Annotated in this window: 22 protein-coding genes; 14 read left to right on the top strand and 8 right to left on the bottom strand. The window is 48.4% G+C overall.

The annotated features are described in order from the left end of the window. The 9 genes from BM082_RS18300 to rpoC form a co-directional block, all read left to right on the top strand. Positions 1 to 513 (top strand): EF-Tu C-terminal domain-related protein (locus tag BM082_RS18300; RefSeq protein WP_244276043.1); only part of this gene is annotated, 513 nt, incomplete at its 5' end. 221 nt (positions 514 to 734) lie between these two features. Beyond that, on the top strand, positions 735 to 1,106 hold the full coding sequence (secE, locus tag BM082_RS18295) for a preprotein translocase subunit SecE (protein WP_017014452.1): 372 nt from the start codon (positions 735 to 737) through the stop codon (positions 1,104 to 1,106). A 10-nt stretch (positions 1,107 to 1,116) separates the two neighbouring features. After that, complete coding sequence (gene nusG, locus BM082_RS18290; RefSeq protein ID WP_017007909.1) at positions 1,117 to 1,662, top strand: transcription termination/antitermination protein NusG; 546 nt, start codon at positions 1,117 to 1,119, stop codon at positions 1,660 to 1,662. 124 nt (positions 1,663 to 1,786) lie between these two features. Next, a complete protein-coding gene (gene rplK, locus BM082_RS18285) occupies positions 1,787 to 2,215 on the top strand; it encodes a 50S ribosomal protein L11 (RefSeq protein WP_017007908.1) in 429 nt (142 codons plus the stop codon). Between the two features lie 4 nt (positions 2,216 to 2,219). Next, complete coding sequence (rplA, locus tag BM082_RS18280) at positions 2,220 to 2,924, top strand: 50S ribosomal protein L1 (RefSeq protein ID WP_017014453.1); 705 nt, start codon at positions 2,220 to 2,222, stop codon at positions 2,922 to 2,924. A 236-nt stretch (positions 2,925 to 3,160) separates the two neighbouring features. Beyond that, entirely contained in the window at positions 3,161 to 3,655 is a 495-nt protein-coding gene (rplJ, locus tag BM082_RS18275; protein ID WP_017014454.1) for a 50S ribosomal protein L10, read from the top strand. A 60-nt stretch (positions 3,656 to 3,715) separates the two neighbouring features. Further along, entirely contained in the window at positions 3,716 to 4,081 is a 366-nt protein-coding gene (rplL, locus tag BM082_RS18270; RefSeq protein WP_017014455.1) for a 50S ribosomal protein L7/L12, read from the top strand. Between the two features lie 231 nt (positions 4,082 to 4,312). After that, a complete protein-coding gene (gene rpoB, locus BM082_RS18265) occupies positions 4,313 to 8,338 on the top strand; it encodes a DNA-directed RNA polymerase subunit beta (protein ID WP_017007904.1) in 4,026 nt (1,341 codons plus the stop codon). An 87-nt stretch (positions 8,339 to 8,425) separates the two neighbouring features. Then, the gene (rpoC, locus tag BM082_RS18260; RefSeq protein WP_017016913.1) at positions 8,426 to 12,637 is read left to right on the top strand and encodes a DNA-directed RNA polymerase subunit beta'; all 4,212 of its coding nucleotides are present in this window, start codon (positions 8,426 to 8,428) and stop codon (positions 12,635 to 12,637) included. 285 nt (positions 12,638 to 12,922) lie between these two features. Here rpoC and BM082_RS18255 read toward each other — a convergent pair whose 3' ends face one another. Further along, the gene (locus tag BM082_RS18255; protein ID WP_017014457.1) at positions 12,923 to 13,402 is read right to left on the bottom strand and encodes an Rsd/AlgQ family anti-sigma factor; all 480 of its coding nucleotides are present in this window, start codon (positions 13,400 to 13,402) and stop codon (positions 12,923 to 12,925) included. A gap of 141 nt (positions 13,403 to 13,543) precedes the next feature. Between BM082_RS18255 and nudC the strand changes: the two genes are divergently transcribed. Further along, entirely contained in the window at positions 13,544 to 14,302 is a 759-nt protein-coding gene (gene nudC, locus BM082_RS18250) for an NAD(+) diphosphatase (RefSeq protein WP_074928078.1), read from the top strand. Between the two features lie 51 nt (positions 14,303 to 14,353). Here nudC and BM082_RS18245 read toward each other — a convergent pair whose 3' ends face one another. From BM082_RS18245 to BM082_RS18230, 4 genes are read right to left on the bottom strand one after another with little or no spacing between them, the layout of a single operon-like run. After that, positions 14,354 to 15,463 (bottom strand): acetoin dehydrogenase dihydrolipoyllysine-residue acetyltransferase subunit, encoded by a 1,110-nt coding sequence (locus BM082_RS18245; RefSeq protein ID WP_074928076.1) that lies wholly within the window; start codon positions 15,461 to 15,463, stop codon positions 14,354 to 14,356. Then, positions 15,460 to 16,473 carry an alpha-ketoacid dehydrogenase subunit beta gene (locus BM082_RS18240; protein ID WP_017016946.1) on the bottom strand — a complete coding sequence of 338 codons (1,014 nt, stop codon included), beginning with the start codon at positions 16,471 to 16,473 and terminating at the stop codon, positions 15,460 to 15,462. Before BM082_RS18240 ends, BM082_RS18245 begins: the two co-directional genes overlap by 4 nt. Before the next feature lie 18 nt (positions 16,474 to 16,491). Then, entirely contained in the window at positions 16,492 to 17,475 is a 984-nt protein-coding gene (locus BM082_RS18235) for a thiamine pyrophosphate-dependent dehydrogenase E1 component subunit alpha (RefSeq protein WP_017016947.1), read from the bottom strand. Next, positions 17,468 to 18,538 carry an ATP-NAD kinase family protein gene (locus tag BM082_RS18230; protein ID WP_017016948.1) on the bottom strand — a complete coding sequence of 357 codons (1,071 nt, stop codon included), beginning with the start codon at positions 18,536 to 18,538 and terminating at the stop codon, positions 17,468 to 17,470. Before BM082_RS18230 ends, BM082_RS18235 begins: the two co-directional genes overlap by 8 nt. A gap of 122 nt (positions 18,539 to 18,660) precedes the next feature. Between BM082_RS18230 and BM082_RS24995 the strand changes: the two genes are divergently transcribed. The 3 genes from BM082_RS24995 to hemE all read left to right on the top strand — a co-directional run bounded on the left by BM082_RS24995 (position 18,661) and on the right by hemE (position 22,127). After that, the gene (locus BM082_RS24995) at positions 18,661 to 18,798 is read left to right on the top strand and encodes a hypothetical protein (protein WP_017016949.1); all 138 of its coding nucleotides are present in this window, start codon (positions 18,661 to 18,663) and stop codon (positions 18,796 to 18,798) included. A 38-nt stretch (positions 18,799 to 18,836) separates the two neighbouring features. Beyond that, positions 18,837 to 20,756, top strand: coding sequence for a sigma-54-dependent Fis family transcriptional regulator (locus tag BM082_RS18225; protein ID WP_074928074.1), 1,920 nt, complete (start codon positions 18,837 to 18,839; stop codon positions 20,754 to 20,756). A gap of 303 nt (positions 20,757 to 21,059) precedes the next feature. Further along, positions 21,060 to 22,127 (top strand): uroporphyrinogen decarboxylase, encoded by a 1,068-nt coding sequence (gene hemE, locus BM082_RS18220; RefSeq protein ID WP_074928072.1) that lies wholly within the window; start codon positions 21,060 to 21,062, stop codon positions 22,125 to 22,127. Positions 22,128 to 22,514: 387 nt separating this feature from the next. Here hemE and BM082_RS18215 read toward each other — a convergent pair whose 3' ends face one another. Then, positions 22,515 to 23,093, bottom strand: a complete 579-nt coding sequence (locus BM082_RS18215) for a uracil-DNA glycosylase family protein (RefSeq protein ID WP_074928070.1) — start codon at positions 23,091 to 23,093, stop codon at positions 22,515 to 22,517. 2 nt (positions 23,094 to 23,095) lie between these two features. Next, positions 23,096 to 24,004, bottom strand: coding sequence for a D-2-hydroxyacid dehydrogenase (locus BM082_RS18210; RefSeq protein ID WP_074928068.1), 909 nt, complete (start codon positions 24,002 to 24,004; stop codon positions 23,096 to 23,098). A 136-nt stretch (positions 24,005 to 24,140) separates the two neighbouring features. On the opposite strand from BM082_RS18210, the gene BM082_RS18205 reads away from it, so the two are divergent. After that, entirely contained in the window at positions 24,141 to 24,728 is a 588-nt protein-coding gene (locus BM082_RS18205) for a YjaG family protein (protein WP_017007897.1), read from the top strand. A 47-nt stretch (positions 24,729 to 24,775) separates the two neighbouring features. Here BM082_RS18205 and BM082_RS18200 read toward each other — a convergent pair whose 3' ends face one another. Continuing rightward, positions 24,776 to 25,972, bottom strand: coding sequence for a hemolysin family protein (locus BM082_RS18200; RefSeq protein WP_017007896.1), 1,197 nt, complete (start codon positions 25,970 to 25,972; stop codon positions 24,776 to 24,778). Between the last annotated feature and the right edge of the window lie 223 nt (positions 25,973 to 26,195).

Here is a 26,195-nt window from a genome sequence, read left to right as displayed (position 1 = left end):
GGTACTGTTGTAACGGGTCGTGTTGAGCAAGGTATCGTACGCGTAGGTGACGAAGTTGCTATCGTTGGTATCGTAGACACCATCACCACTACTTGTACTGGTGTTGAGATGTTCCGTAAACTTCTTGACGAAGGCCGTGCTGGTGAGAACGTTGGTGTTCTTCTACGTGGTACTAAGCGTGATGAAGTTCAACGTGGTCAAGTACTTGCTAAGCCAGGTTCAATCACTCCACACACTACTTTCACGTCAGAAATCTACGTTCTGTCGAAAGATGAAGGCGGCCGTCATACTCCGTTCTTCAAAGGCTACCGTCCACAGTTCTACTTCCGTACAACTGACGTGACCGGTACTATCGAATTGCCAGAAGGCGTTGAGATGGTAATGCCTGGTGATAACATTTCTATGACTGTTACTCTAATCGCGCCAATCGCGATGGACGAAGGTCTACGCTTCGCAATCCGCGAAGGTGGCCGTACTGTAGGTGCGGGTGTTGTTGCTAAAATCGTCGAATAAGATTTGACGACACACTAGCAAAAAGGGCATCATTTGATGCCCTTTTTCTGCGCCAAATTATCGGATTGGACTTTTTTTCGCCTATCTGGCGCAGAAGTAAACGTTTATGGGATAAGAAAGTAGACAGTGAAAACGTGTCAGATTTTTGTTTCTTGTTCTTTTTACCTCGCTGACGCGAGGTTGTCGTCGTCTATGAAATAGATAAGTTACAGGTAGAATGTATGAAAGCGAATGCTGAAACCCCAACCGGGTCAATGGACACCCTGAAATGGGTAGTAGTCTTTGCCTTACTAGCGACTGCGGTAGTGGGAAATAGCCTGTACGGTGATATGTCTGTTGTGCTACGAGCTGCTGCTGTAATTGTGCTAGTTGCTGCTGCGGGCGGTGTTGCTGCCCTGACTGCAAAAGGTAAAGCTGCAATCACTTTTGCACAAGAATCGCGAATGGAAGTGCGTAAAGTTGTTTGGCCTACACGTCAAGAAACTTTGCAGACCACTCTCATCGTTCTGGCTGTCACTGTCGTCATGGCGCTCATCCTGTGGGGCATCGACGGTATCATGGTCCGTCTGGTCCGCCTATTCACTGGCGTGTGAGGATAAATTCATGAGCGAAGCTCCGAAAAAACGTTGGTATGTAGTTCAAGCTTTTTCCGGTTTTGAAGGCCGTGTATCTAAGTCTTTGAACGAATATATCAAGATCCACGAGATGGAAGATTTCTTTGGCGAAGTACTTGTACCTACTGAAGAAGTTGTAGAAATGCGCGCAGGACAGCGTCGTAAAAGTGAACGTAAGTTTTTCCCAGGTTACGTACTTGTTCAAATGATCATGAATGATGAATCATGGCACTTGGTGCGCAGCGTACCACGTGTAATGGGCTTCATTGGTGGTACACCGGATCGCCCAGCGCCGATTTCTGACAAAGAAGCGGACGCGATTTTGAACCGTCTGGAAAAAGCGAGCGAATCCCCAGTGCACAAAACTGTGTACGAAGCGGGTGAAGTTGTTCGTGTTACTGAAGGCCCATTTGCGGACTTCAACGGTGTGGTCGAAGAGGTTGATTACGAGAAGAGCCGCGTGAAGGTTTCTGTCTCGATCTTCGGTCGTGCAACACCAGTAGAGCTAGAGTTCAGCCAAGTAGAAAAAAGCTGATCGTTTTTTGCTCGGAAAGTATTGCGAGGGGCGCGAAATTTGAATACAATTTCGCGCCCTTTTGTTAAACGGGGAGTTTGTTTGTACAAAACAGACGTTAGAACCCAAATTTAGGTATTTAGTAATGGCTAAAAAAGTAGAAGCTTACATCAAGCTGCAAGTTGCAGCTGGTATGGCTAACCCAAGTCCACCAGTTGGTCCAGCTCTAGGTCAGCACGGTGTTAACATCATGGAATTCTGTAAAGCGTTCAACGCACGTACAGAATCAATGGAGAAAGGTCTTCCTACTCCAGTTGTTATCACTGTATACGCAGACCGTTCTTTCACTTTCGAAACTAAGACGCCACCTGCTGCAGTTCTTCTTATGAAAGCAGCTGGTATCAAGTCTGGTTCAGGTCGCCCGAACACTGAGAAAGTAGGTACTGTTACCGACGCTCAAGTTCAGGAAATCGCTGAAACTAAAGCGAAAGACATGACGGGTGCTGACATTGAAGCGATGAAACGCTCAATCGCTGGTACTGCTCGTTCAATGGGCCTAGTGGTAGAGGGATAAGACAATGGCAAAATTGACTAAGCGTATGCGCGCTATTCGCGAAGCAGTTGATGGTACTCGTGAGTATGACATCAACGAAGCTGTTGCTCTTCTTAAAGAACTGGCTACTGCTAAATTCGTTGAAAGTGTTGATGTTTCAGTAAACCTGGGCATCGATGCACGTAAATCAGACCAAAACGTTCGTGGCGCAACTGTATTGCCACACGGTACTGGCCGTGACATCCGCGTAGCGGTATTCACTCAAGGTGCGAACGCTGAAGCTGCTAAAGAAGCTGGTGCTGATATCGTTGGTATGGAAGACCTTGCTGACCAAATCAAGAAAGGCGAAATGAACTTCGACGTAGTTATCGCATCTCCAGATGCAATGCGCGTTGTAGGTCAATTGGGTACTATCTTGGGTCCACGCGGTCTAATGCCAAACCCTAAAGTTGGTACTGTAACACCTAACGTTGCTGAAGCGGTTAAGAACGCTAAAGCTGGTCAGGTTCGTTACCGTAACGACAAGAACGGTATCATCCATACCACTATCGGTAAGGTTGATTTCGATACTGACAAACTTAAGGGTAACCTTGAAGCATTGTTGGTAGCTCTGAAGAAAGCGAAGCCTTCTTCAGCGAAAGGTACTTTCATCAAGAAAGTAAGCATCTCGACCACTATGGGTGCGGGTGTTTCGGTTGACCAGAACACTCTGGACGCACAAGCAATCTAATTTGCTTAAAGCGGGGAGTTACTGTACAATTTCCCGCTTTAAAATAATGGCTGATGTCCGCTAGTCGGACTTCGTCCAAGACCGTAGGCGTTTCCATTTTCGAATAGAAACTTAATATGCCCTACGTAGACGGTGCCAGGACATGATAGATAATTTTCTTTCTTGGATCTGCGCCGTAATTACTCTCCTGCTGAGAAGCAGCGAGTGGTGTATATATAATCCAGGAGCAAATCCAAATGGCATTAAATCTTCAAGACAAAAAAGCAATTGTTGCTGAAGTCAACGAAGCTGCCAGTGGTGCCCTGTCTGCAGTTGTAGCTGATTCTCGCGGTGTCGCGGTTGGTGCAATGACTTCTCTACGTAAACAAGCGCGTGAAGCGGGCGTTTACCTGAAAGTTGTTCGTAACACCCTTGCACGTCGTGCGGTTCAAGGTACTAACTATGAGTGTCTACAAGACATTTTTGTTGGTCCTACTCTGATCGGTTTCTCTAACGAGCACCCTGGTGCTGCTGCGCGTCTTTTTAAAGACTTCGCTAAAGAGAATAAAGATTTCGAGATCAAAGCTGCTGCATTCGAAGGCGCTATTACTGACGCTGATGTACTTGCAACACTGCCAACTTACGACGAAGCAATTGCACGCCTAATGATGTGCATGAAAGAAGCGTCTGCTGGCAAGCTGGTACGTACTATCGCAGCTGTTCGCGACCAAAAAGAAGAAGTAGCGGCATAATTTGCCTTGCTTTTAACTGGTTGCTATTTAAACTAATTGTTGACTTTAAAGAGAATTGTTATGTCTATCACTAACGAGCAAATCCTAGACGCAGTTGCAGAAATGTCTGTAATGCAAGTTGTTGAACTAATCGAAGCAATGGAAGAGAAGTTCGGCGTATCTGCAGCTGCTGCAGTTGTAGCTGGCGGCGCTGCTGCTGAAGCTGCTGAAGAGCAAACTGAATTCGACGTAATTCTAACTGCTTGTGGCGCAAACAAAGTTGCTGTAATCAAAGCAGTACGTAGCGCAACTGGTCTTGGCCTGAAAGAAGCTAAAGCTGTAGTTGACGGTGCTCCAGCTCCGTTGAAAGAAGCTGTTTCTAAAGAAGAAGCTGAAGCTCTTAAGAAAGATCTAGAAGAAGCTGGTGCTTCTGTTGAAGTTAAGTAATTTATACTTAATTTCTTAGCCTGTTTAGGCTAACGGCTGGTGGCTAAATAGCCACCGGCCTTTTTGCGCTGTAGGGCAGTAGTGAATTTTTCACCCCGTTTAGTCACTACCGTTCATGCAAAAAAAACATCGGGATAACTCTCTGATGTTCCTACAGTAAACGGCGGTTGTTTAGTTACTGTCCCTCAGTCTGGACAGTTTGGGTCACTTATCAGCGAGCTGAGGAACCCTATGGTTTACTCTTATACCGAGAAAAAGCGTATCCGTAAGGATTTTGGTAAGCGTCCGCAAGTCTTGGACGTACCATACTTACTGTCTATCCAGCTTGATTCTTTCGAAAAATTTATCGAGCAGGATCCAGAAGGGCAATACGGTCTTGAAGCTGCCTTTCGCTCTGTTTTTCCGATTCAGAGCTACAATGGCAATTCCGAGCTGCAATACGTTAGCTATCGTCTCGGTGAGCCAGTTTTTGATGTTAAAGAATGCCAAATTCGTGGCGTAACTTATTCTGCACCGCTTCGCGTGAAACTGCGTCTAGTGATGTTTGACAAAGACGCACCTGCTGGCACCGTAAAAGACATTAAAGAACAAGAAGTCTACATGGGTGAAATTCCACTCATGACCGACAATGGTACCTTCGTAATTAACGGTACTGAGAGGGTTATCGTATCCCAGCTGCATCGTAGCCCGGGCGTCTTCTTCGACAGCGATAAGGGTAAAACCCATTCCTCAGGTAAAGTGCTGTACAACGCACGTATCATTCCTTACCGCGGTTCGTGGTTGGATTTTGAATTCGATCCTAAGGATGCTGTCTACGTACGTATTGACCGTCGTCGTAAGCTTCCTGCGTCGATCATTCTGCGTGCGCTGGAATACACCACCGAGCAAATTCTTGACCTGTTCTTCGACAAAGTAGTGTTCGAAGTACAAGGCAAATCTTTGGTGATGGAACTGGTACCGGATCGTCTACGTGGCGAAACTGCGAGCTTCGATATTGAAGCTAACGGTCAAGTTTACGTGGAAACAGGCCGTCGTATCACTGCGCGCCAAATCCGTCAGCTAGAAAAAGACGGCATCAAACAAATTGATGTTCCTGTTGAGTACATCGTGGGCAAAATTGCTGCACGTGACTATATCAACGAGGAAACCGGTGAGATCATTGCTGCTGCTAACCAAGAACTAAGCCTAGAGTCCCTAGCGCTTCTTTCTCAAGCTGGCCACAAGAAGATCGAAACCCTATTCACCAATGATCTAGACCACGGTCCATACATGTCTGATACCTTGCGTATCGATAGTACGACTGACCGTCTGTCTGCATTGGTAGAAATCTACCGCATGATGCGCCCTGGTGAACCACCAACGCGTGAAGCAGCAGAGCAGCTTTTTGAAAGCCTGTTCTTCTCAGAAGATCGTTACGATCTTTCTGCGGTAGGTCGCATGAAGTTCAACAGTTCACTGTGCCGCGAAGAAATGACCGGTTCTGGTGTGCTTAGCCATGACGATATTATCCAGGTAATGCGTAAGCTTATCGATATCCGTAACGGTATCGGTGAAGTGGATGACATTGACCACTTGGGTAACCGTCGTATTCGTTCTGTTGGCGAAATGGCAGAGAACCAATTCCGTGTAGGTCTGGTTCGTGTTGAACGTGCAGTTAAAGAACGTCTAAGCCTTGGCGACCTTGATGCAATCATGCCTCAAGATCTGATCAACGCTAAACCTATCTCTGCGGCAGTGAAAGAGTTCTTTGGCTCTTCTCAGTTGTCACAGTTTATGGACCAAAACAACCCGTTGTCAGAAGTAACGCATAAGCGTCGTATTTCTGCATTGGGCCCAGGCGGTCTGACGCGTGAGCGTGCAGGCTTTGAAGTTCGAGACGTACACGCAACCCACTACGGTCGTCTGTGTCCTATCGAAACACCTGAAGGTCCAAACATCGGTTTGATCAACTCGCTGTCTGCGTATGCACGTACTAACCCGTACGGCTTCCTAGAAACGCCTTACCGCAAAGTTGTTGACGGTAAAGTAACGGATCAAATTGATTACCTTTCTGCTATCGAAGAAGGTCAGTTCGTTATTGCACAGGCAAATGCCGTGTTGAATGACGATGGCTCATTCGGTGAAGAACTTGTTACTGCTCGCCAGAAAGGCGATTCAGGTCTGCACCCAAGCGATCACGTTCAGTACATGGACGTTGCAACCAACCAGGTTGTATCGGTGGCGGCATCCCTGATCCCGTTCCTAGAGCACGATGATGCTAACCGTGCACTTATGGGTGCGAACATGCAACGTCAGGCAGTGCCAACATTACGTGCTGATAAGCCGTTGGTTGGTACTGGTATTGAGCGTGCAGTAGCGGTTGACTCGGGCGTAACTGCTGTTGCTAAGCGCGGCGGTATGGTTCAGTCAGTAGATGCATCTCGTATTGTTATCAAGGTTAACGAAGACGAACTGGTTTCTGGTGAAGCGGGTATCGACATCTATAACCTGACGAAGTACACCCGTTCTAACCAGAACACGTGCATTAACCAGCGTCCAACGGTGATGCCTGGTGAACTATGTGCTCGTGGTGATGTGCTGGCTGATGGTCCTTCAACCGACCTAGGTGAACTTGCACTTGGCCAGAACATGCGTATCGCGTTCATGCCTTGGAACGGTTACAACTTCGAGGACTCCATCCTTGTATCTGAGCGTGTAGTACAGGAAGACCGCCTGACGACTATCCACATTCAAGAGCTTTCTTGTGTGGCACGTGATACTAAACTGGGTAGCGAAGAAATTACTGCTGATATCCCTAACGTGGGTGAAGCGGCGCTGTCTAAGCTTGACGAATCTGGTGTTGTATACATCGGTGCGGAAGTGAAAGGCGGTGACATTCTGGTAGGTAAAGTAACACCTAAAGGTGAAACCCAACTTACGCCAGAAGAAAAACTACTACGTGCAATCTTTGGTGAGAAAGCGTCTGACGTGAAAGACTCTTCTCTACGTGTTCCTAACGGTGTATCTGGTACGGTTATCGACGTACAAGTATTTACCCGTGATGGTGTAGAGAAAGACAAGCGTGCGCTAGAAATCGAAGAAATGCAGCTGAAAGAAGCCAAGAAAGACCTGACAGAAGAGTTCTCTATTCTTGAAGGTGGTTTGGTAGCACGTGTTCGTGGCGTACTGGGTCATGCCGGTTATAGCCAAGAAAAACTGGCGAACATGGATCGTCAGAGCATGCTAACGCAAACCCTTGACGACGAAGCGCTGCAAACTCAGCTAGAGCAACTGGCTGAGCAGTACGACGAATTGAAAGCTGACTTCGATAAGAAGTTCGACACCAAGCGCCGTAAGATCACTCAGGGTGATGACTTGGCACCGGGCGTCCTTAAGATTGTTAAGGTTTACCTGGCTGTTAAACGTCGTATCCAACCTGGTGATAAGATGGCAGGTCGTCACGGTAACAAGGGTGTTATCTCTAAGATCAACCCTGTTGAAGATATGCCGTACGACGAAACTGGTGAGCCAGTAGACATCGTTCTAAACCCACTGGGTGTACCGTCTCGTATGAACATCGGTCAGATCCTTGAAACCCACCTTGGCCTAGCGGCGAAAGGTATCGGTAACAAGATCAACAAGATGCTTAAAGAGCAGCAAGAATTGGCGAAATTCCGCGAATTCCTGCAGAAGGTTTACAGCCTGGGTGATACGCGTCAAAAAGTCGATATCAGCACGATGACTGATGACGAAGTGCGTACACTGATTCAAAACTTGCGTGCAGGTCTACCGATCGCAACGCCTGTATTTGATGGTGCGCCTGAGCCGTCAATCAAAGAGCTACTGAAACTGGGTGATCTACCAGAGTCTGGCCAGTTGAACCTATTCGACGGCCGTACTGGTGAGAAGTTTGAGCGTCCTGTAACTGTTGGTTACATGTACATGCTGAAATTGAACCACTTGGTTGATGACAAGATGCACGCCCGTTCTACCGGTTCTTACAGCCTTGTTACTCAGCAGCCGCTGGGTGGTAAAGCTCAGTTCGGTGGCCAGCGTTTCGGTGAGATGGAAGTGTGGGCGCTTGAAGCATACGGCGCAGCATATACCCTCCAAGAAATGCTGACTGTTAAGTCGGATGACGTGAATGGTCGTACGAAGATGTATAAGAACATCGTCGACGGCGATCACCGCATGGAGCCGGGTATGCCGGAATCTTTCAACGTATTGCTGAAAGAAATCCGCTCGTTGGGTATCAACATCGAGCTGGAAGACGAATAAGCCAAGGCTTGAACGTTAATTCCGGTATCAATATGAAGGCGCTGCCTGCCAGCGCCTTTATGGGTCAACTCCTCACAGGAGCCAAATGTGAAAGACTTACTTAAGTTTCTGAAAGCACAGCATAAGACCGAAGAATTTGATGCAATCAAAATCGGTCTAGCTTCACCAGACATGATTCGTTCATGGTCTTTTGGTGAAGTTAAAAAGCCAGAAACAATTAACTACCGTACCTTCAAGCCTGAGCGTGACGGTCTTTTCTGTGCACGTATCTTTGGCCCAGTAAAAGACTATGAATGTCTTTGCGGTAAATACAAACGCCTTAAGCACCGTGGTGTGATCTGTGAAAAGTGTGGTGTTGAAGTTACTCAGACTAAAGTACGCCGTGAGCGTATGGGTCACATTGAGCTTGCTTCACCTGTTGCCCACATCTGGTTCCTAAAATCACTACCATCTCGTATCGGCTTGCTGATGGACATGCCTTTGCGTGACATCGAGCGTGTTCTGTACTTCGAATCATATGTTGTGATCGAACCAGGCATGACCGATCTTGAGCGTAGCCAAATGCTGTCAGAAGAACAGTATCTTGACGCGCTTGAGCAATGGGGTGATGAATTCGACGCTCGTATGGGTGCTGAAGCAGTTAAAGCATTGTTGGCCAACATGGACCTTCAAGCTGAAACTGAACTTATGCGTGAAGAGTTGGAAGAAACTAACTCTGAAACTAAGCGTAAGAAAATCACCAAGCGTTTGAAGCTTGTTGAAGCATTCCTACAGTCTGGAAACAACCCTGAGTGGATGATCCTGACTGTACTTCCAGTTCTGCCACCGGATCTTCGTCCTCTGGTACCACTGGATGGCGGTCGTTTCGCAACGTCAGATCTTAACGATCTGTACCGTCGTGTAATCAACCGTAATAACCGTCTGAAACGCCTACTGGATCTGGCTGCACCTGACATCATCGTACGTAACGAAAAGCGTATGCTGCAAGAGTCAGTTGATGCCCTGCTAGACAACGGTCGTCGTGGTCGTGCCATTACTGGTTCGAACAAGCGTCCGCTTAAGTCTCTGGCTGACATGATCAAAGGTAAGCAAGGTCGTTTCCGTCAGAACTTGCTTGGTAAGCGTGTAGACTACTCTGGTCGTTCGGTAATCACCGTAGGTCCATACCTTCGTCTGCACCAGTGTGGTCTTCCTAAGAAGATGGCACTTGAGCTATTCAAACCATTCATCTATGGCAAGCTAGAAGCACGTGGTCTTGCGACGACGATCAAAGCTGCTAAGAAAATGGTTGAGCGTGAAGAAGCTGTTGTTTGGGATATCTTGGATGAAGTTATCCGTGAACACCCAGTACTGCTGAACCGTGCACCAACACTTCACCGTTTGGGTATCCAAGCGTTCGAACCTGTGTTGATCGAAGGTAAAGCAATTCAACTGCACCCACTCGTTTGTGCGGCATACAACGCCGACTTCGATGGTGACCAGATGGCGGTACACGTACCGTTGACGCTGGAAGCGCAGCTTGAAGCACGTGCTCTGATGATGTCGACCAACAACATCCTGTCTCCTGCGTCCGGTGATCCAATCATCGTACCTTCTCAGGACGTTGTATTGGGTCTGTACTACATGACCCGCGAAAAAATTAATGCGAAAGGTGAAGGCCTTTACCTATCTGGCCCTGCGGAAGCTGAAAAAGCTTACCGTACCGGCAACGCTGAACTTCACGCTCGCGTAAAAGTACGCTTGAAAGAAGTTCTGTTTGATGAGATGGGTAACCGTTCTGAATCTGTAGAGCTGCGTGACACCACCGTTGGTCGTGCAATGCTATGGCAAATCGTGCCTGAAGGCCTGCCATACGAGATTGTTAACCAAGCGCTGGGCAAAAAGCAGATCTCTAACTTGCTGAACACTTGTTACCGTAAACTGGGCTTGAAAGACACTGTAGTCTTCGCTGACCAAATCATGTACACCGGTTTCGCATACGCGGCACTGTCTGGTGTATCTGTTGGTATCGACGACATGGTTATTCCACAGGCGAAATACGACCTAATCGAAGCAGCTGAAGCTGAAGTTGCAGAGATTCAGGAACAGTTCCAGTCAGGTCTGGTTACAGCGGGCGAACGTTACAACAAAGTTATCGATATCTGGGCTGCAGCCAACGAACAAGTTGCTAAAGCGATGATGGATAACTTGTCGCATGACACTGTTATCAACCGTGATGGCGAGCAAGAAGAGCAGAAATCGTTTAACAGCGTTTACATGATGGCCGACTCTGGTGCTCGTGGTTCTGCTGCTCAGATTCGTCAGTTGGCGGGTATGCGTGGTCTGATGGCTAAGCCGGATGGCTCAATCATCGAAACGCCAATCACTGCGAACTTCCGTGAAGGTTTGAACGTACTTCAGTACTTTATCTCGACTCACGGTGCTCGTAAGGGTCTAGCGGATACAGCACTTAAGACTGCGAACTCAGGTTACCTGACTCGTCGTCTAGTAGATGTTGCACAAGACGTTGTAGTCACTGAAACCGATTGTGGTACCAGCGAAGGTATCCACATGATGGCAGTTATCGAAGGCGGCGACGTTAAAGAAGCACTGCGTGAGCGTGTTCTTGGTCGTGTTGTTGCTGAAGACGTCATGAAGCCTGGTACAGAAGAAGTTCTTGCACCTCGTAACACCCTTCTTGATGAGAAGTGGTGTGAGATTCTAGAACAGAACTCTGTTGACCAAATTAAAGTGCGCTCTGTAGTAAGCTGTCAGACTGACTTTGGTTGTTGTGCAAACTGTTACGGTCGTGATTTGGCACGTGGTCACATTGTGAACCATGGCGAAGCAGTGGGTGTTATCGCTGCTCAGTCAATCGGTGAGCCGGGTACACAGCTGACGATGCGTACGTTCCACATCGGTGGTGCGGCATCTCGTGCGGCAGCAGAAAACAGCATTCAAGTGAAGAACAACGGTTCGTTGCACCTGCACAATGCGAAGTTCGTAACGAACAACGCAGGCAAGCTGGTTATCACGTCTCGTGCTTCTGAACTGACTATCGTTGATGAGTTTGGTCGTACTAAGGAAAGCTACAAGCTTCCTTACGGTACTATCCTGGCGAAGAAAGACGGCGACGCAGTGGCTATCGGTGAAACCGTAGCAAACTGGGACCCGCACACAATGCCAATCATCACCGAAGTAGAAGGTCGCATTGAATTCGCAGACATGGTGGACGGTGTTACCGTTCAGCGTCAAACGGATGAACTGACGGGTCTATCTTCAATGGTTATCCTAGACGCGGCTGAGCGTACTTCTGCAGGTAAAGACATGCGTCCTACCGTGAAGTTGCTTGATGCATCTGGTAACGCTGTGATGATCCCTGGTACTGACATGCCAGCACAATACTTCCTACCTGGTAAAGCAATTGTCCAGTTGGAAGATGGTGCAACCGTTGGTATCGGTGAAGTGCTATCTCGTATCCCGCAAGCTGCAAGTGGTACGAAAGATATCACCGGTGGTCTACCGCGCGTAGCAGACCTGTTCGAAGCACGTAAGCCTAAAGAGCCTGCGATTCTAGCTGAGATCACAGGTGCTGTATCCTTCGGTAAAGAAACCAAAGGTAAGCGTCGTTTGATCATCACTCCAACGGATGGCAGTCCATACGAAGAAATGATTCCTAAGTGGCGTCAGTTGAACGTATTCGAAGGCGAGAAAGTTGAGAAAGGTGACGTAATCGCCGATGGTCCTGAGTCTCCACACGATATTCTGCGTCTACGTGGCGTACGTGCGGTAACTGAGTACATCACTAACGAAGTGCAAGACGTTTACCGTCTGCAAGGCGTTAAGATTAACGATAAGCACATCGAAACGATTGTTCGTCAGATGCTACGCAAGGTAACTATCTCGAAATCTGGTGACTCTGAGTTCCTAGAAGGCGAGCAAGTAGAATTCTCTCGCGTAACGATTGCGAACCGTAAACTTGAAGACGAAGGCAAGCAGATTGCTACCTTTGAACGTGATTTGCTTGGTATTACTAAAGCATCTCTAGCAACTGAGTCATTCATCTCAGCGGCATCGTTCCAAGAGACGACTCGCGTTCTAACCGAAGCTGCGGTTTCTGGTAAGCGTGATGAGCTACGTGGTCTGAAAGAGAACGTTATCGTGGGTCGTTTGATCCCAGCGGGTACCGGTTTCGCATACCACAAAACACGTCAAGTTAAGCGTGTTGTAGCTGAAGCGCCTGTTGCACCTCAGATCGATGCTGAACAAGCATCACACGATCTGGCTGCATTGCTTAATGCTGGTCTAAGCGACGATTAATTAACGATACTTCGTTGATTTAAATGAAAGGCATCCTTCGGGGTGCCTTTTTTGTTTGTCTCGATGATTTATTAAAACCACGACACAGGTTTTCTTGTTAGAAGGGCTATTAGGAGAAGAGTGAGCAAGGTGGCAGAGAGTGCTTTCGTTGGCGGTGTTTGAAAAGTAGTGCGAGATTCTGGCGTTGTTTGTTCGCAGCCGTTAGCGTCATCTTGAGAAGCGAGAAGCGAAGGAAACTCCGGTCGATATGTCAATCAACCGAAGTCCATCAGAATGCGTGCGTTACTATGCGCCTGGTGGTATCGCCAGACTGTCTGCGATGAGCTGGATGAGCATGTCTTCTTGCTCAAATCGCATTTCCATAATTTCACCCACGACAGAGATGTCATTATCAAAACCCGCAAAGTTGTCTTCATCGAGTACGAAACTGCTGTACTTGTCGTTGAAGTTCAACAGTGGCTCTGTGGTTTCTACAATGCGCGCATACAGGGTGTCGATCTCCGCATTGGATGAAAAGCCTGTTGATTTCCAGCGTTCCATTACCATGTCATAGATCTTGAAATGCCCTGCAGAGATGTAATCCACCAAGGCACCACAGAATTGATTCAATTTCTCTTCTGTCGGTAAACATGTCTTACTGCCGCCTGACAATCCAGCCATCTTGGAATATTCAACAAGTAGCTCTTGTCTAAGGGTCAACCAGTAGTCGATTACGTCACTGTAACCGCCCCACTGTTGCTGTGCTTTTTCGAGTTTATTTAGCATGACCACGTTCCTCATGATCAGCGCTACTGCGCGCTTATCGGATTACAGCCATATCTTTCAGGCCATCAATTTACTAACATTTAGTTGCTGAAAATTAGAGTGCCAGTAATCGTCACGCTTATCAAGGATCGAAGTATTGTTATGTCTAATCAGAATGATGTTGTGTATTTATGTTGTGTAACAGGGGGTAAGTTGTGGCAGCCCGATCACAGCTTGCCATTGATCTCAAAAAGAAAAATTGAAGAATTAGGACTTACAAGCTACGAAATTGGACACTACAAAAACAACGCAGTTCATGTCGTTTTTGGTGCTGATGTCTTTGATTCAAAAGACTATGAGACGTTACGCGCATTGTTGAGTATGCCGGCAGAATTGTTTGCCTTGGCGGGCAAGGCGGTTCAGCTCGAATATATGCGTAACTCTCAGCGATTCTGTGCGTCTTGCGGCAGCGAGAACCACTTTGATGCAACGCATCCCGCCATGGTGTGTTCATCATGTCAGACTGTGCATTACCCGAGGGTGTCGCCTTGCATCATTGTCGCAGTGACACGAGGCAATCAAATCTTGCTTGCACATCATCCTAGGCATAAAGACGGCATGTACACTGTGCTGGCAGGTTTTGTTGAAGCAGGAGAAACCCTTGAGCAGTGTGTTGCGCGTGAAGTGAAAGAAGAGACGGGGATTGAGGTAAAGAATATTCGTTATTTTGATAGCCAACCTTGGGCCTTTCCTTCCAATTTAATGATGGGCTTTCTTGCCGAATATGACAGCGGTGAGATCAAGCCTGATTACGAAGAGTTGACGGATGCACAGTGGTTCTCGCCAGATGCGCTTCCGCTGGTGGCACCAAAAGGCACCATTGCGAGACGGTTGATTGAAGCCGTGTGTCCTAGCGCTTAAAAAGAAGGGAAGGCTGCCTGTAGCCTTCCCTTCGTTGGTTTTTGCGTACCGCTATTGTGTGTGCGTTAAAATTGCTGCATTGACGTCGGAGGCAGCCTCCATTTGAACCATATGGCCAGCAGCACTAAACACGTGAACGTTTGCCGTTGTCACTGATTCAGCATGTTGACTCGGGATAACAAGATCATGCTCTCCCCAAAGCGTTAAAATAGGAATAGAGAGTTGGTCTAGTTGTGTTGAAATGACAGAGCGTTGTTGTGTTTCCTTGAATAGGTGAGCCGACAGTCCGTCGAGCAGATGATTGATGCCATCTAGCCGTTTGTACTTGAGAACATCATCAACCAAATTTCGGGTGACTAAGGCCGGATCTGCAAATAAAAGCTGCAAAATCGGTTTAAGCTCACGCCTATTTTGGGCGCTGACGAACCCATTAATGTAATGAGCGTTGATGTCAGTGCCTAAGCCAGCACTGGCGATAAGGCTCAGTGATTGGACGATATCTGGATGAGTGAGCGCCAGATGGCCACAGATAAGTCCGCCCATTGAATGGCCCACGAAGTGCGCGTTACGAATATCGTTAGCAGCCACCACATCCACAACGGATTGGCTGAGAAGCTCGAGAGTCAGAGCCTCCGTCGAGGCAGTTGATTGACCATGGCCGGGCAGATCAAGCACGAGCACAGGGCCTTTTTCATTTAGCGTGTCTATGTTGAATAGCCAATTATCTAAATCGCCCCCAAAACCATGGATGAGAACAAAGGGCTTACCTTCGCCTTGTCGATAGCTGTATCGAATCTTGCCGGCATTCGTGTCCAAATATTGATAGGCAGTTTGCTTCTCGTCATCGTTGCCTTCATCCGTAGCGGGTTCTTGATAGCTGGCAATAAAGGAAGCGATGTCTTGGTCAGAAACATCATCGGGCGCGAGCACACCTAGTAAGGCTTGAACGCCATAAACGTCACCTTCTTGGCCGATACATCGGCGAAGAAGCCCTGCGTCTGGGGCTTCAACCTCGCTGGCAATCTTGTCGGTCTCGACATCCATGATAATTTGGCCCACCTCAATGGTATCGCCTTCTTTGACGTGCCATTCAGTGAGGGTTCCCTCTTTCATCGACAGTCCCCATTTGGGCATGACGACCGGAATTATTCTCTCATTCATGCACGTGCTCCTGCTACCGAATTAACCGCGTCGACAATGGCATCAACAGAGGGAATAAATGCGTCTTCAAGCGTTGGCGAAAAAGGAACAGGGGTATGCGGTGCGGTGACCATGCGAATAGGTGCGCGTAAGTGTTCAAATGCGGCATCTGCCACTTGGGCGGAAATATCGGCTGCGATTGAACAGCGAGGGTGTGCCTCATCGATGCAGATTAAGCGGCCTGTATTCTCGACGCTCTCTAGGACAGTATCTAAATCGAGTGGAGACAGCGTGCGAAGATCGATCACTTCACATTGAATGCCTTGTTTCGCGAGTTGGTTTGCCGCATCAAGTGCACGATGAACCATTTGACCGTAGCTGACCAAGGTTACGTCTTTCCCTTCTCGAACAACGCTCGCCTCACCGAATGGAATGGCATAGGAAGATTCAGGCACTTCCGCCTCAGTACCATAGAGGTTTTTATGTTCAAGGAAAATAACCGGGTCATTGTCTCGAATCGCTTGTATGAGTAACCCTTTGGTGTCGTAGGCATTGGATGGGCAAACCACTTTCAAGCCGGGAATATGAGTAAAAAGAGGGGTCAGCATTTGGCTGTGTTGTGCCGCTGCGCGAAAACCTGCGCCACACATGGCGCGGATCACCACGGGCGTTTCTGCTTTCCCGCCAAACATATACCGGAACTTGGCGGCTTGATTAAATATCTGATCAAAACAAACGCCCATGAAATCGATAAACATGAGCTCCGCAATGGGTCTAAGCCCGCAAGCGGCGGCACCGACGGCGGCACCCACATAGGCACTCTCTGATAGTGGGGTATCAATCAATTGATTGGGATGTTTCGCATACAGCCCCTTTGTGACGCCAAGCACACCACCCCAAGCATCATCTTCCCCCGCAGCACCCGTGCCACCGACGATGTCTTCTCCCATCATAAAGACGGTTGGATCGCGACTCATTTCCTGATCGATGGCTTCATTGATGGCATCTTTCATTGATAGTTTTCTGGCCATAACGTGTTCCTCCTTGAATTAATATGTGATGTAAACATCAGCCAGCAAGGCTGACTCATCAGGTGTTGGGGCGGCGATGGCGGCCTGAACCGCATCGTCGATGAGGGCTTTAACATCGAGATCAATCTGGTCAAACTCATGTGTGGAAATAAGGCCGCTTTCTTCAACGCGCTGACGAAGTAGCTTTAAGCAATCTCGTTGATCTCGAATGTTCTCGATCTCGCCTTCTGCGCGGTAAGTTTGCGCATCGCCCTCAAAATGGCCGAAAAAGCGCACCATTTTGCATTCCAACAAAGAAGGGCCTCCGCCATTCCGCGCCCGTTTGATCACTTCACCGGCCGCTTCGTACACCGCAAAAAAGTCTGTACCGTCGACAGTGATACCGGGCAACCCAAAGCCGGTAGCGCGATCCACGTAGGAATCGCAAGACACCGCCCATTCTGCTGCAGTAGACTCTGCATACCCATTGTTCTCGACCACAAAAATGACGGGGAGCTCCCATACAGCAGCAAGGTTTAAACTTTCTAAAAATGTGCCTTGGTTTGATGCGCCATCACCTGTAAAGCTGATTCCTACGCCAGAGTGCCCGAGTTGTTTCGCGGCTAAGGCTGCGCCGCACACCAAGGGGGAGCCCGCGCCCAAGATGCCGTTAGCGCCCATCATGCCTTTTGATAAATCAGCGATATGCATCGAACCACCTTTACCGCAGCAAGCACCCGTTTGCTTGCCATAGATTTCCGCCATCATGGCGTGAACATCCACCCCTTTTGCGATGCAATGGCCGTGACCTCGATGGGTTGATGCAATACGGTCATTGTCATTGAGGTGCATCATGATGCCGACTGCCGTCGCTTCTTCACCGGCGTAAAGGTGCACGAAACCGGGAATGTCACCGCGCGCAAAATCAATGTGCAAACGTTCTTCAAAATCCCGAATGGTTTTCATCATTCGATAGGCATCGAGCAGTTGCTCGCGAGAAAGTGGAAAGGGATTGTCACTCATGGTGTTCTCCTTGTGAGGATGGCGCAGGCATCCGCCTGCGTGATTGAATAAACAGGCGATGTTGTGCCGCGAATGCCATGCAACGCTCGACATTGATCGTGTTGAAGGCATTGAGGCGCAACGTAATGCAGACGTTGTCAGAGGCGGAAAATGGCAACTCACGCTCACCATCTAGTGCAAGTGAGCCGCTTGTCGTTGCGGGTGTTATTCGCGTGTTGGGTTGAATGACAGAAGAAGATTGAATGGGTAACTCTGCCAATAAACCAGGCGCCAAGGGAGCTGAAAGATATTGAGAGGTGGATGACGAGCCATGGCCATCAAAAAGAACGTGTAATCCAACTGGGTCATCGCGATTTATCGGGTTCAACAACCCTGCAATAGAAGACAACCCGATACCGTCAGTGCGACCAAATGTGACGAACAGTTCACGCAAACTTTCGGCTTTCCACACAGCCAACGCCCCCGTGAATTGTTCGCGCACAATCGCCACGTCGACAAGTGCGATATCGCGTTGATCATTGACGCGAACGTCTAAGCATTTATTGCTTCGAAAGGCCTCAGAGGACGGTACTTTTCCACGGATGGCCAATCCGGTTGCCAGCCCCGTGATAGTGGGTTCTAGTAGGGGAGGGAACGCATTGTTTGTGCCGCTGGAAACACCTGCGATTGGAATGTTTCCACATTCTCTCACCACCAAGCGATGTGTGCCGTCTCCCCCTAGCACGATGATGGCTGCCACGTTTTGTTCTTTCATCAATTGCGTGGCATGCACCGTGTCTTGTGCGGTGCCAGTGACAGGCATATCAAGCCAAGAGAAAGCGGGGAAACGTGCTTCGTCAGCCTGCTTGGCTTGTCTCAATCCACGCTGAATGTGAATACCGAGGCCCGCCCGCTCAGGCATCATGACCACGCTATTGATGCCTGTATGAGCAAGGCCAGCCAGAATGCGCAGCACCATATTGGCGCGATCGGTGATGTGTAAATTGGCAGCATGCGCAATGATTCGGCGGATATCGCGCGCTGAAACCGGGTTCGCAATAATGCCAACAGTGATGGCGCTCATCACAACGTCCTTTTAAAACATGATCCTTGAATGTCATAAACCAAGAAGCATGCCATTGTGCCTAAACCTTATTTAGTTGATGTATTTCATGTTGTTAGTGTTGTTTTTGGCTGGTGGGTGCTGTGGTTGAAGTGTGGCAACTGCAACAGGTGTGGCATGGCGAGTGGAAAAGCGTCGCGAAAGAGTTATCGCTGTCTCGGCGTCGCGAGTGGGATAAATGGATTGTGTTTATCGTTGTGGAAGAGGCGCCTAAACCTTGAGGGCGGTTCATACTTCAAAAAGTGAAAGGAGTCATCCCATGGCAGTTGTAAATCGGGTCAGTGATCATATTCAGGAAGTTCAGCGTGTCGCGGAAGGCATCGCCAGTGAGAGAGATGCCGCGATTGCACAGTCATGGCAGCGGTGTGTGTCAGACTATCAGTTAGACCCTTTGGTGTTGCAAGAAGCGTATATTGTTCCTCACTCTGAATTAAAAGAGCATCAAGAACGGCTGGATAAGTTGTTAAACACGGCACGTTATGGGCTGAATACCCTGTATCGGCAAATTGCCCAACATGGCTATGTCATCTTGTTGACGGATGCTGATGGCGTCACGGTTGATTTTCAAGGTGATCGCGCCACCACTTGGGAGCTTCGAAAATCAGGCTTGTTTCTTGGTGCAGAATGGTCAGAAGCGCGGGCGGGGACGTGTGGTGTCGGATCGTGTATCTACACGGGAGAAGCGATCACGGTACATCAAACCGATCATTTCGATGCCACGCACGCACCACTGTCTTGTACTGCGGCACCTATCTACGATGTTGATGGTTCACTTGCCGCTGTTCTCGACATTTCTGCTTTGCAAAGCCCTGAACCTAAATCAGGCCAAGCCCTTGCACTTAGTTTGGTGCAATCTTGTACTCGACGCATTGAAATGGCCGCACTCATGAATACCTTTCGCCGAGATTGGATCGTAAGGCTGAGTCAATCTCCCGCCTTTCTTGATGTTGATCCCGAGTGTGCGATAGCGGTAAACAGCAGTGGAGAAATCATCGGAATGACACACAGTGCGCAACGCCTGTTGGCGCATATTCATCACACCGATTGGCGAAATCCGAGTGTCTTACTGGGGTCGCTATTGTCTGAATACTTTCATCTCCATATTAATGAATTACCGACGTTGAGCAGAGCGCTGCCCACGGAAGAGCGTTTGATCAGCACACGATCGGGGGAGCTTTGGTTTGCACATGCGCTTGCGCCGCAGCAACTTCCATTGGGGAGGAGAAAGCGACGCGTAAGCAGCGAAGCATTTGCCTGCTTGTACCAAGGGGATAGGGCGATGGAAAGATTGGCTCAACAAGCATCGCAACTTTCTCTGTCTTCGTTGCCACTGCTACTTACGGGGGAAACGGGTAGTGGTAAGGAGTACCTCGCGAGGGCGATTCACCAAAGTAGCCCTCAAAAGAATGGGACGTTTGTCGCCATCAATTGCGCGGCGATTCCCGAGTCACTGATTGAAAGTGAGCTGTTTGGGTATGCAGATGGCGCGTTTACCGGTGCAAGAGGAAAAGGGAAAAAAGGGCTGATCGAACAAGCGGACGGAGGCACACTGTTTCTGGATGAAATTGGCGATATGCCGTTGAGTTTGCAAGCTCGCTTGCTGAGAGTGCTAGCGGAAAGTGAAGTGCTCCCAGTGGGGGCAACGAAAGCCATTCCTGTTTCACTGAGGGTGTTGGCTGCAACCCATCAAGACCTTTCGCTGGGTGTACAAAACGGTCGTTTTCGGGAAGACCTTTTCTATCGCATCAGTGGCGCACGGCTTGCAATTCCACCTCTAAGAGCGCGTAAAGACATTGTCTGGCTCGCCACTAAGCTTGTTGAAAAATCCGCGTCGAAACCCATGGTGCTGAGTGCGTCGGTTCAACACCTATTTAATACCTATTCGTGGCCAGGGAATATTCGAGAACTCGACAACACAATACGTTTTGCGCTGGCATTCTGTTTGGGGAGTGAAATACTGCCGGAACATTTACCGGAAGATATTCAAGGTTGGCTCACAAGGGGGAGCGTGGCGGAAAATCGCTGTGACTCTGCCTGTGTTGCTGGCGATATATTGTCGACATTGGAAACGTGTCATTGGAACATTTCTGAAACGGCGCGAGTGTTAGGGGTTGATCGCTCTACCGTTCATCGCCGGATCAAGAAAGCCGGGTTGTCTCGACACTATCGGCCTTCTTAAATGGAACATGCAGCTATCCTCAGCAGACGATATGGTGAGGTTTACCTCTATTAAGGACGTTGATGTCCTGCTTTGAAAAAGGTCAAAAAAAACCCGCCGTAGGGGGCGGGAGTAAGATGCGATTTTTTGGGTGTTGCCTGTCCGACAACTGTTATTAGAAGCAATTTTTTAACATGCTCGTAAACATCCATCAAACTCCCCGCAGCCTTAGAAGCTGTATTTATGATCGCGTCCACAAAGGGTGGCTTTTGTTGATAATATAGGGTGATACAATAGCGTTACTTAATTTGCAGGATGTAAACAATGACAGAACTAAAGAACGATCGCTATTTACGCGCTCTGTTAAAAGAGCCGGTTGATTACACGCCGGTATGGATGATGCGTCAGGCTGGCCGTTACTTGCCTGAATATAAGGCGACGCGAGCAGAAGCTGGCGACTTTATGTCATTGTGCAAAAACGCAGATCTGGCTTGTGAAGTCACCCTGCAACCTCTGCGTCGTTTCCCTCTTGATGCTGCGATTCTATTTTCAGACATCCTGACAATTCCCGATGCAATGGGGCTCGGCTTGTACTTTGAAACCGGTGAGGGTCCAAAGTTTGAGCGTCCTATTACTTGTAAAGCGGATGTGGAAAAGATCGGCCTGCCGGACCCTGAAGGTGAATTGCAGTACGTGATGAATGCAGTGCGTGCTTGCCGAAAAGGGTTGAACGGTGATGTGCCGTTGATTGGTTTCTCGGGTAGCCCTTGGACACTGGCTACCTATATGGTGGAAGGTGGCAGCTCGAAAGCCTTCACCAAGATCAAGAAAATGATGTACGCCGATCCTCAAACGCTGCACCTACTTCTTGATAAGCTTGCAGATAGCGTGATTGAGTATTTGAACGCGCAAATCAAAGCGGGCGCACAATCTGTGATGGTATTTGATACATGGGGCGGTGTATTGACGCCACGTGATTACAATGACTTCTCACTGCAATACATGCACAAAATCGTTGATGGCTTGATCCGTGAAAATGACGGTCGCCGCGTACCTGTGACCTTGTTCACCAAGAACGGTGGCATGTGGCTAGAGAAAATTGCAGCGACGGGCTGTGATGGTGTTGGCCTAGATTGGACCATTGACATTGGTGAAGCAAAACGCCGCATTGGTGACAAAGTGGCGCTTCAAGGCAACATGGATCCTTCCATTCTGTATGCATCACCTGAACGTATTCGCCAAGAAGTGGGTACCATTCTTGAAGGGTTTGGTAACAGCAATACTGGCCACGTATTCAATTTGGGCCACGGCATTCATTTGGATGTGCCACCTGAAAATGCCGGTGTGTTCGTTGATGCCGTGCATGAGCTTTCAAAGCCATACCACAAGTAAGCACCTAGCGGTGTTGTTTGAAAATGGTCAGCGTTTGCTGGCCATTTTTGTTTTTGGGCTTGCACTCGAATCGGTCGCGTGAAGGTTCACTTGGAAAATTCCTCGAAAAGCTGCACATCTCATTTAATTTATAATTATCAATGAAATAGATGGCGGTAACTCTTTGTGGTCATTCTTGTGAACAAAAAAGCTGATATTTTCACTAAAAGCTGAACGGGTGAGTGATAGCTGCTTTTTTGGTGGTTTAGGACAGAGTTTAGCTCTTCAAGGTTCATCGGGAAATTTGCTAAGAAAGCTGTACGCAGTATTTTATGTATTAAATATCAATATTTTATGTGGTTTGGTGTTTGAGTTTGAAATTGTCGTACAGCAAAAAGCAGTTCAAGCTTATAAAAGCTGTTTAATTCTTTCTCGCAGGTAAGGAAGCACATCTCTCTCAAACCAAGGGTTCTTTCTCAGCCAGATGTTGTTTCGCGGTGATGGGTGCGGCAACGCAATAAAATCTGGCGACCACTGAGTGTTGGCTTTGACGGTCTCTGTCAGTGTTCGTGGCTTATTTTCTAAATAGTAGCGCTGTGCATAATCGCCAATCAGCAAAGTCAACGCGACGTTTGGAAGGTGCTGTTTAACATCAGCGTGCCATGTTGGCGCACATTCGGGGCGCGGCGGTAAATCCCCAGAGTTTCCTTTTCCCGGATAGCAGAACCCCATCGGCATGATCGCAATGATATTGGGATCGTAGAATCGAGTTTTATCTATTTGGAGCCATTCTCTGAGGCGGTCGCCGCTAGGGTCATTCCACGGAATGCCTGTTTCATGAACACGCGTTCCCGGCGCTTGGCCAATGATCAATATTTTTGCCGATGATGCTGCTTGCACGACGGGGCGGGGACCCAGCGGTAAATGCTCTGCACAGATTTGGCACCGTTTAATGTCTTCAAGAAGTGAAGGCAGGGTTTTGGGCATGCTCAGTAACCTGACTCAAAGTCGACAGTATGTTGAAGTGGCTGTCCTTTAACCCATCGCAGGTAGTTCTCTTTGAAGATGATCATGACTTGCTCTGGAACGCTTATCGCCGAGATATGGGGTGTAACTGAAATGGCAGGATGTGTCCAAAATGGGTGCTCGCTACCCAGTGGCTCGGTTACGAACACATCCAGAAAAGCGTGCCTGATGTGTTGCTTTTCAATGGCGGTTAACAGCCCTTGCTCTTCCAATACGGGCCCTCTACCAACATTAAACAGCAATGCTTGATGGCAATGAGACAGAGAGTCTGCATTTAACAGGTGTTTGGTTTGCGGCGTGGAAGGCAGCGTCGACACAATCACATCTGCCGATGACAGTGCAGTGCGTAAGTCGGCGTTTGATACGACATCGTCAAATGGGGCTGTTGGGGTGCCGCTTCGGCTCACGCCTGTCACCGTCATACCAAAATGTTTCGCGGTAGCCGCGACGTGCGCACCAATGGATCCTGTTCCTAATACCACCATGTGCATACCTTGAAGGCTGCTGTAGGAAATGGGTGACCAAAGACGTTCAACTTGTTGGGCTTGGTATTGGCGTAAATGGCGAGTGACTGAAAGCAGTTGTCCAAAGACATATTCCGACATCAGTGGACCAAAGATTCCGCGCACGTTGGTGAGTTGGTAATCCCGTTTTGGGTTAGCAAGCAGGGCATCACAACCCGCAAACGTCGACTGCAGCCAAGCAAGCTGGTGGGCGTGTTCAAGTTGATGGGCAAAGGCTGGAGGATCAGCGAGAACCAGATTGGCTTCTTCAATATGCGTGGTAAGGATAACGTTGGGAAGATTCGCTTTAGCGAGCAAATCTGCGTATTGGTCATGGTTTTCTGAACAAAGATAAAGTCGGTTCAACATCACTTCCTTTTATTTTGAATCATCCTTGAAACGCCTATGAAGCATGTTTCTTGAGGTAGTTCGTGGTTATCAAGTAAACTTGCCTCACATTCCTTTCTGGCCAGCACATGCTGTGCCATAAGATAGACGGCAGACCATGTTACAAAATCCGATCCAGCTGCGACTCGAAAAACTTGAACCTTGGCAGCATATCACTTTTATGGCAGCGCTGGTGGAGCGCATGTATCCCAATTATGCAGCATTTTGCCAGCAGACGGACTTTGCTGAACCGCAGGCTTTTCGAAACCTGTTGGACGCAGTGTGGGAAATCATGACCGTGAAAACGGCCAAGATTAACTTTGAAAACCAGCTCGAGAAGCTGGAAGAGTTGATCCCTAACACTGAAGATTATGACATCTATATGATTTACCCCGCTGTTGATGCCTGCATATCAATGTCGACGCTACTTCATACACTGCTTGATCGCGATCTGATGATGGAATCCGTGCTGAAAATCAGTCAGCAGTCGGTTGCTAGCGTTGCTCAGTTAGAAGAAGCGCAGACGGGCGTTGAAGTAACCAATGAAAACCAAAAAGAGAATGAAGCGGTGTGTGCTGAGTGGGATGTGCAGTGGGAAATCTTCCGCGCACTCAAAGACGCTGAGTCACGTGACATTGAATTGATCCGCGGTATTCGTAATGAGCTTCGCGAAGACGGTGTGAGTAACCTCGGCTTATCACTGTAGGTAACCGTGAACGTTGAGATGAAAAAAACGGGCTTTCGCCCGTTTTTTTATTTTGATGATTTTACGTCTGCTTCACTGCTCGACGCTTCGGCTTTTTCTTTTGCATCGTCAGCATGTTTGTTTGCTGTGTCAGTCATGTTCGCATTAGAGGCTGCAGCTGCGTCAATCGCCGCTTTCTTTGCATCTTCTTCGTCATCATCTTTACTTTCGATCACGCCGTGGGTTTCTTTCCAGTCAGCCCAGCGCTCTTGAGCGAGCGTTTGCATGTTCATGGTTTTATCTGCTTCATCCACGATCTCTTTGCCCATCAGGTGCTCAAAGATGTCTTCCAGCGTGATGATGCCTTGAACATCTCCGTATTCGTCAACGATCAGCGCAAGCTGTGAACGTTGCGCCATTAAGCGATCAAATGCCTTTGGCACATGAGTTGAATCGTGAACAACAGGAATGGGACGCATTAAAGAACCCAACTTATCGTCACCGCGGCCATGTTGGCGCGCTGAGAACAGTTCTAGACGGTGCACAAAGCCCATGATGTTGTCGCGCTGTTCTGTATAAACCAGAGGGCGAGAGAACGGCGTGTCATGGTGTTGGTCTAGAAATTCTTCAATGGTCATCTCTGCATCAACGCGAAATAGCACAGGGCGTGGCGTCATGAGTTTGGTGACTGACACATCGCGCAAGCTAAGCAGGTTGGTCAGCATGGTGGATTCGTCGTCTGCCAATTCACCGTTTTCTTTTGCTAGCAGCGCCATCGCAGAAATTTCGTCACGCAGCTTTGGTTGTTCTTTGCCACGAGACAAACGACGCGTCAGTTGTTCTGATGCCCAAACGATCGGGGTGAGGGCCCATACCATCCAACGAAGGATAGACGCAGCGCCTGGTGCCATTTGACGCCAGTAAGTTGCCCCGATGGTTTTTGGCACAATTTCAGACAATAGTAAAATAGCGAGTGTTAAGAATGCAGAGAATGCGCCTAGCCATGCATCACCAAATACTTTGGTTGCTTGTGCACCAGATGCTGCCGCACCGACGGTGTGTGCAATGGTGTTCAGTGTCAGGATAGAAGCCAGTGGGCGATCAATGTCATCTTTGAGTTCTTGCAAGCGTGCCGCGGCAGGGTGACCTTGTTGTCGCATTTGGGCCAAGTAACTGGGGGTGATACTCAAAAGAACCGCTTCGAGCACCGAGCAAATAAATGAAACACCGATAGACAGTGCAACAAACATGATGAGCAGAATCATTATATTCCAGCGTAATAGTAGTAATTGGGGGTAATAGTAGCGCCAAAGATCAGGTCTAAGCGCTGTAAATACAAGAGTTGGAGGTAAAATATACCCAATATTTTGTGAGGATGCGCTCAGTTTGTGGTTAAAGACTCTGCATACAGTCACTTGAAGCGCCACAAACCTTTGCCAGTCGGGCTTCTTTTGAATTAGAGTTGCCTTGTCTCAAGAAAACCTAAGA

Source organism: Enterovibrio norvegicus DSM 15893 (assembly GCF_900115495.1).
Taxonomy (GTDB): domain Bacteria; phylum Pseudomonadota; class Gammaproteobacteria; order Enterobacterales; family Vibrionaceae; genus Enterovibrio; species Enterovibrio norvegicus.
Note: the sequence above shows the minus strand (reverse complement) of the source record. Positions and strands in the feature narration are given on the sequence as shown.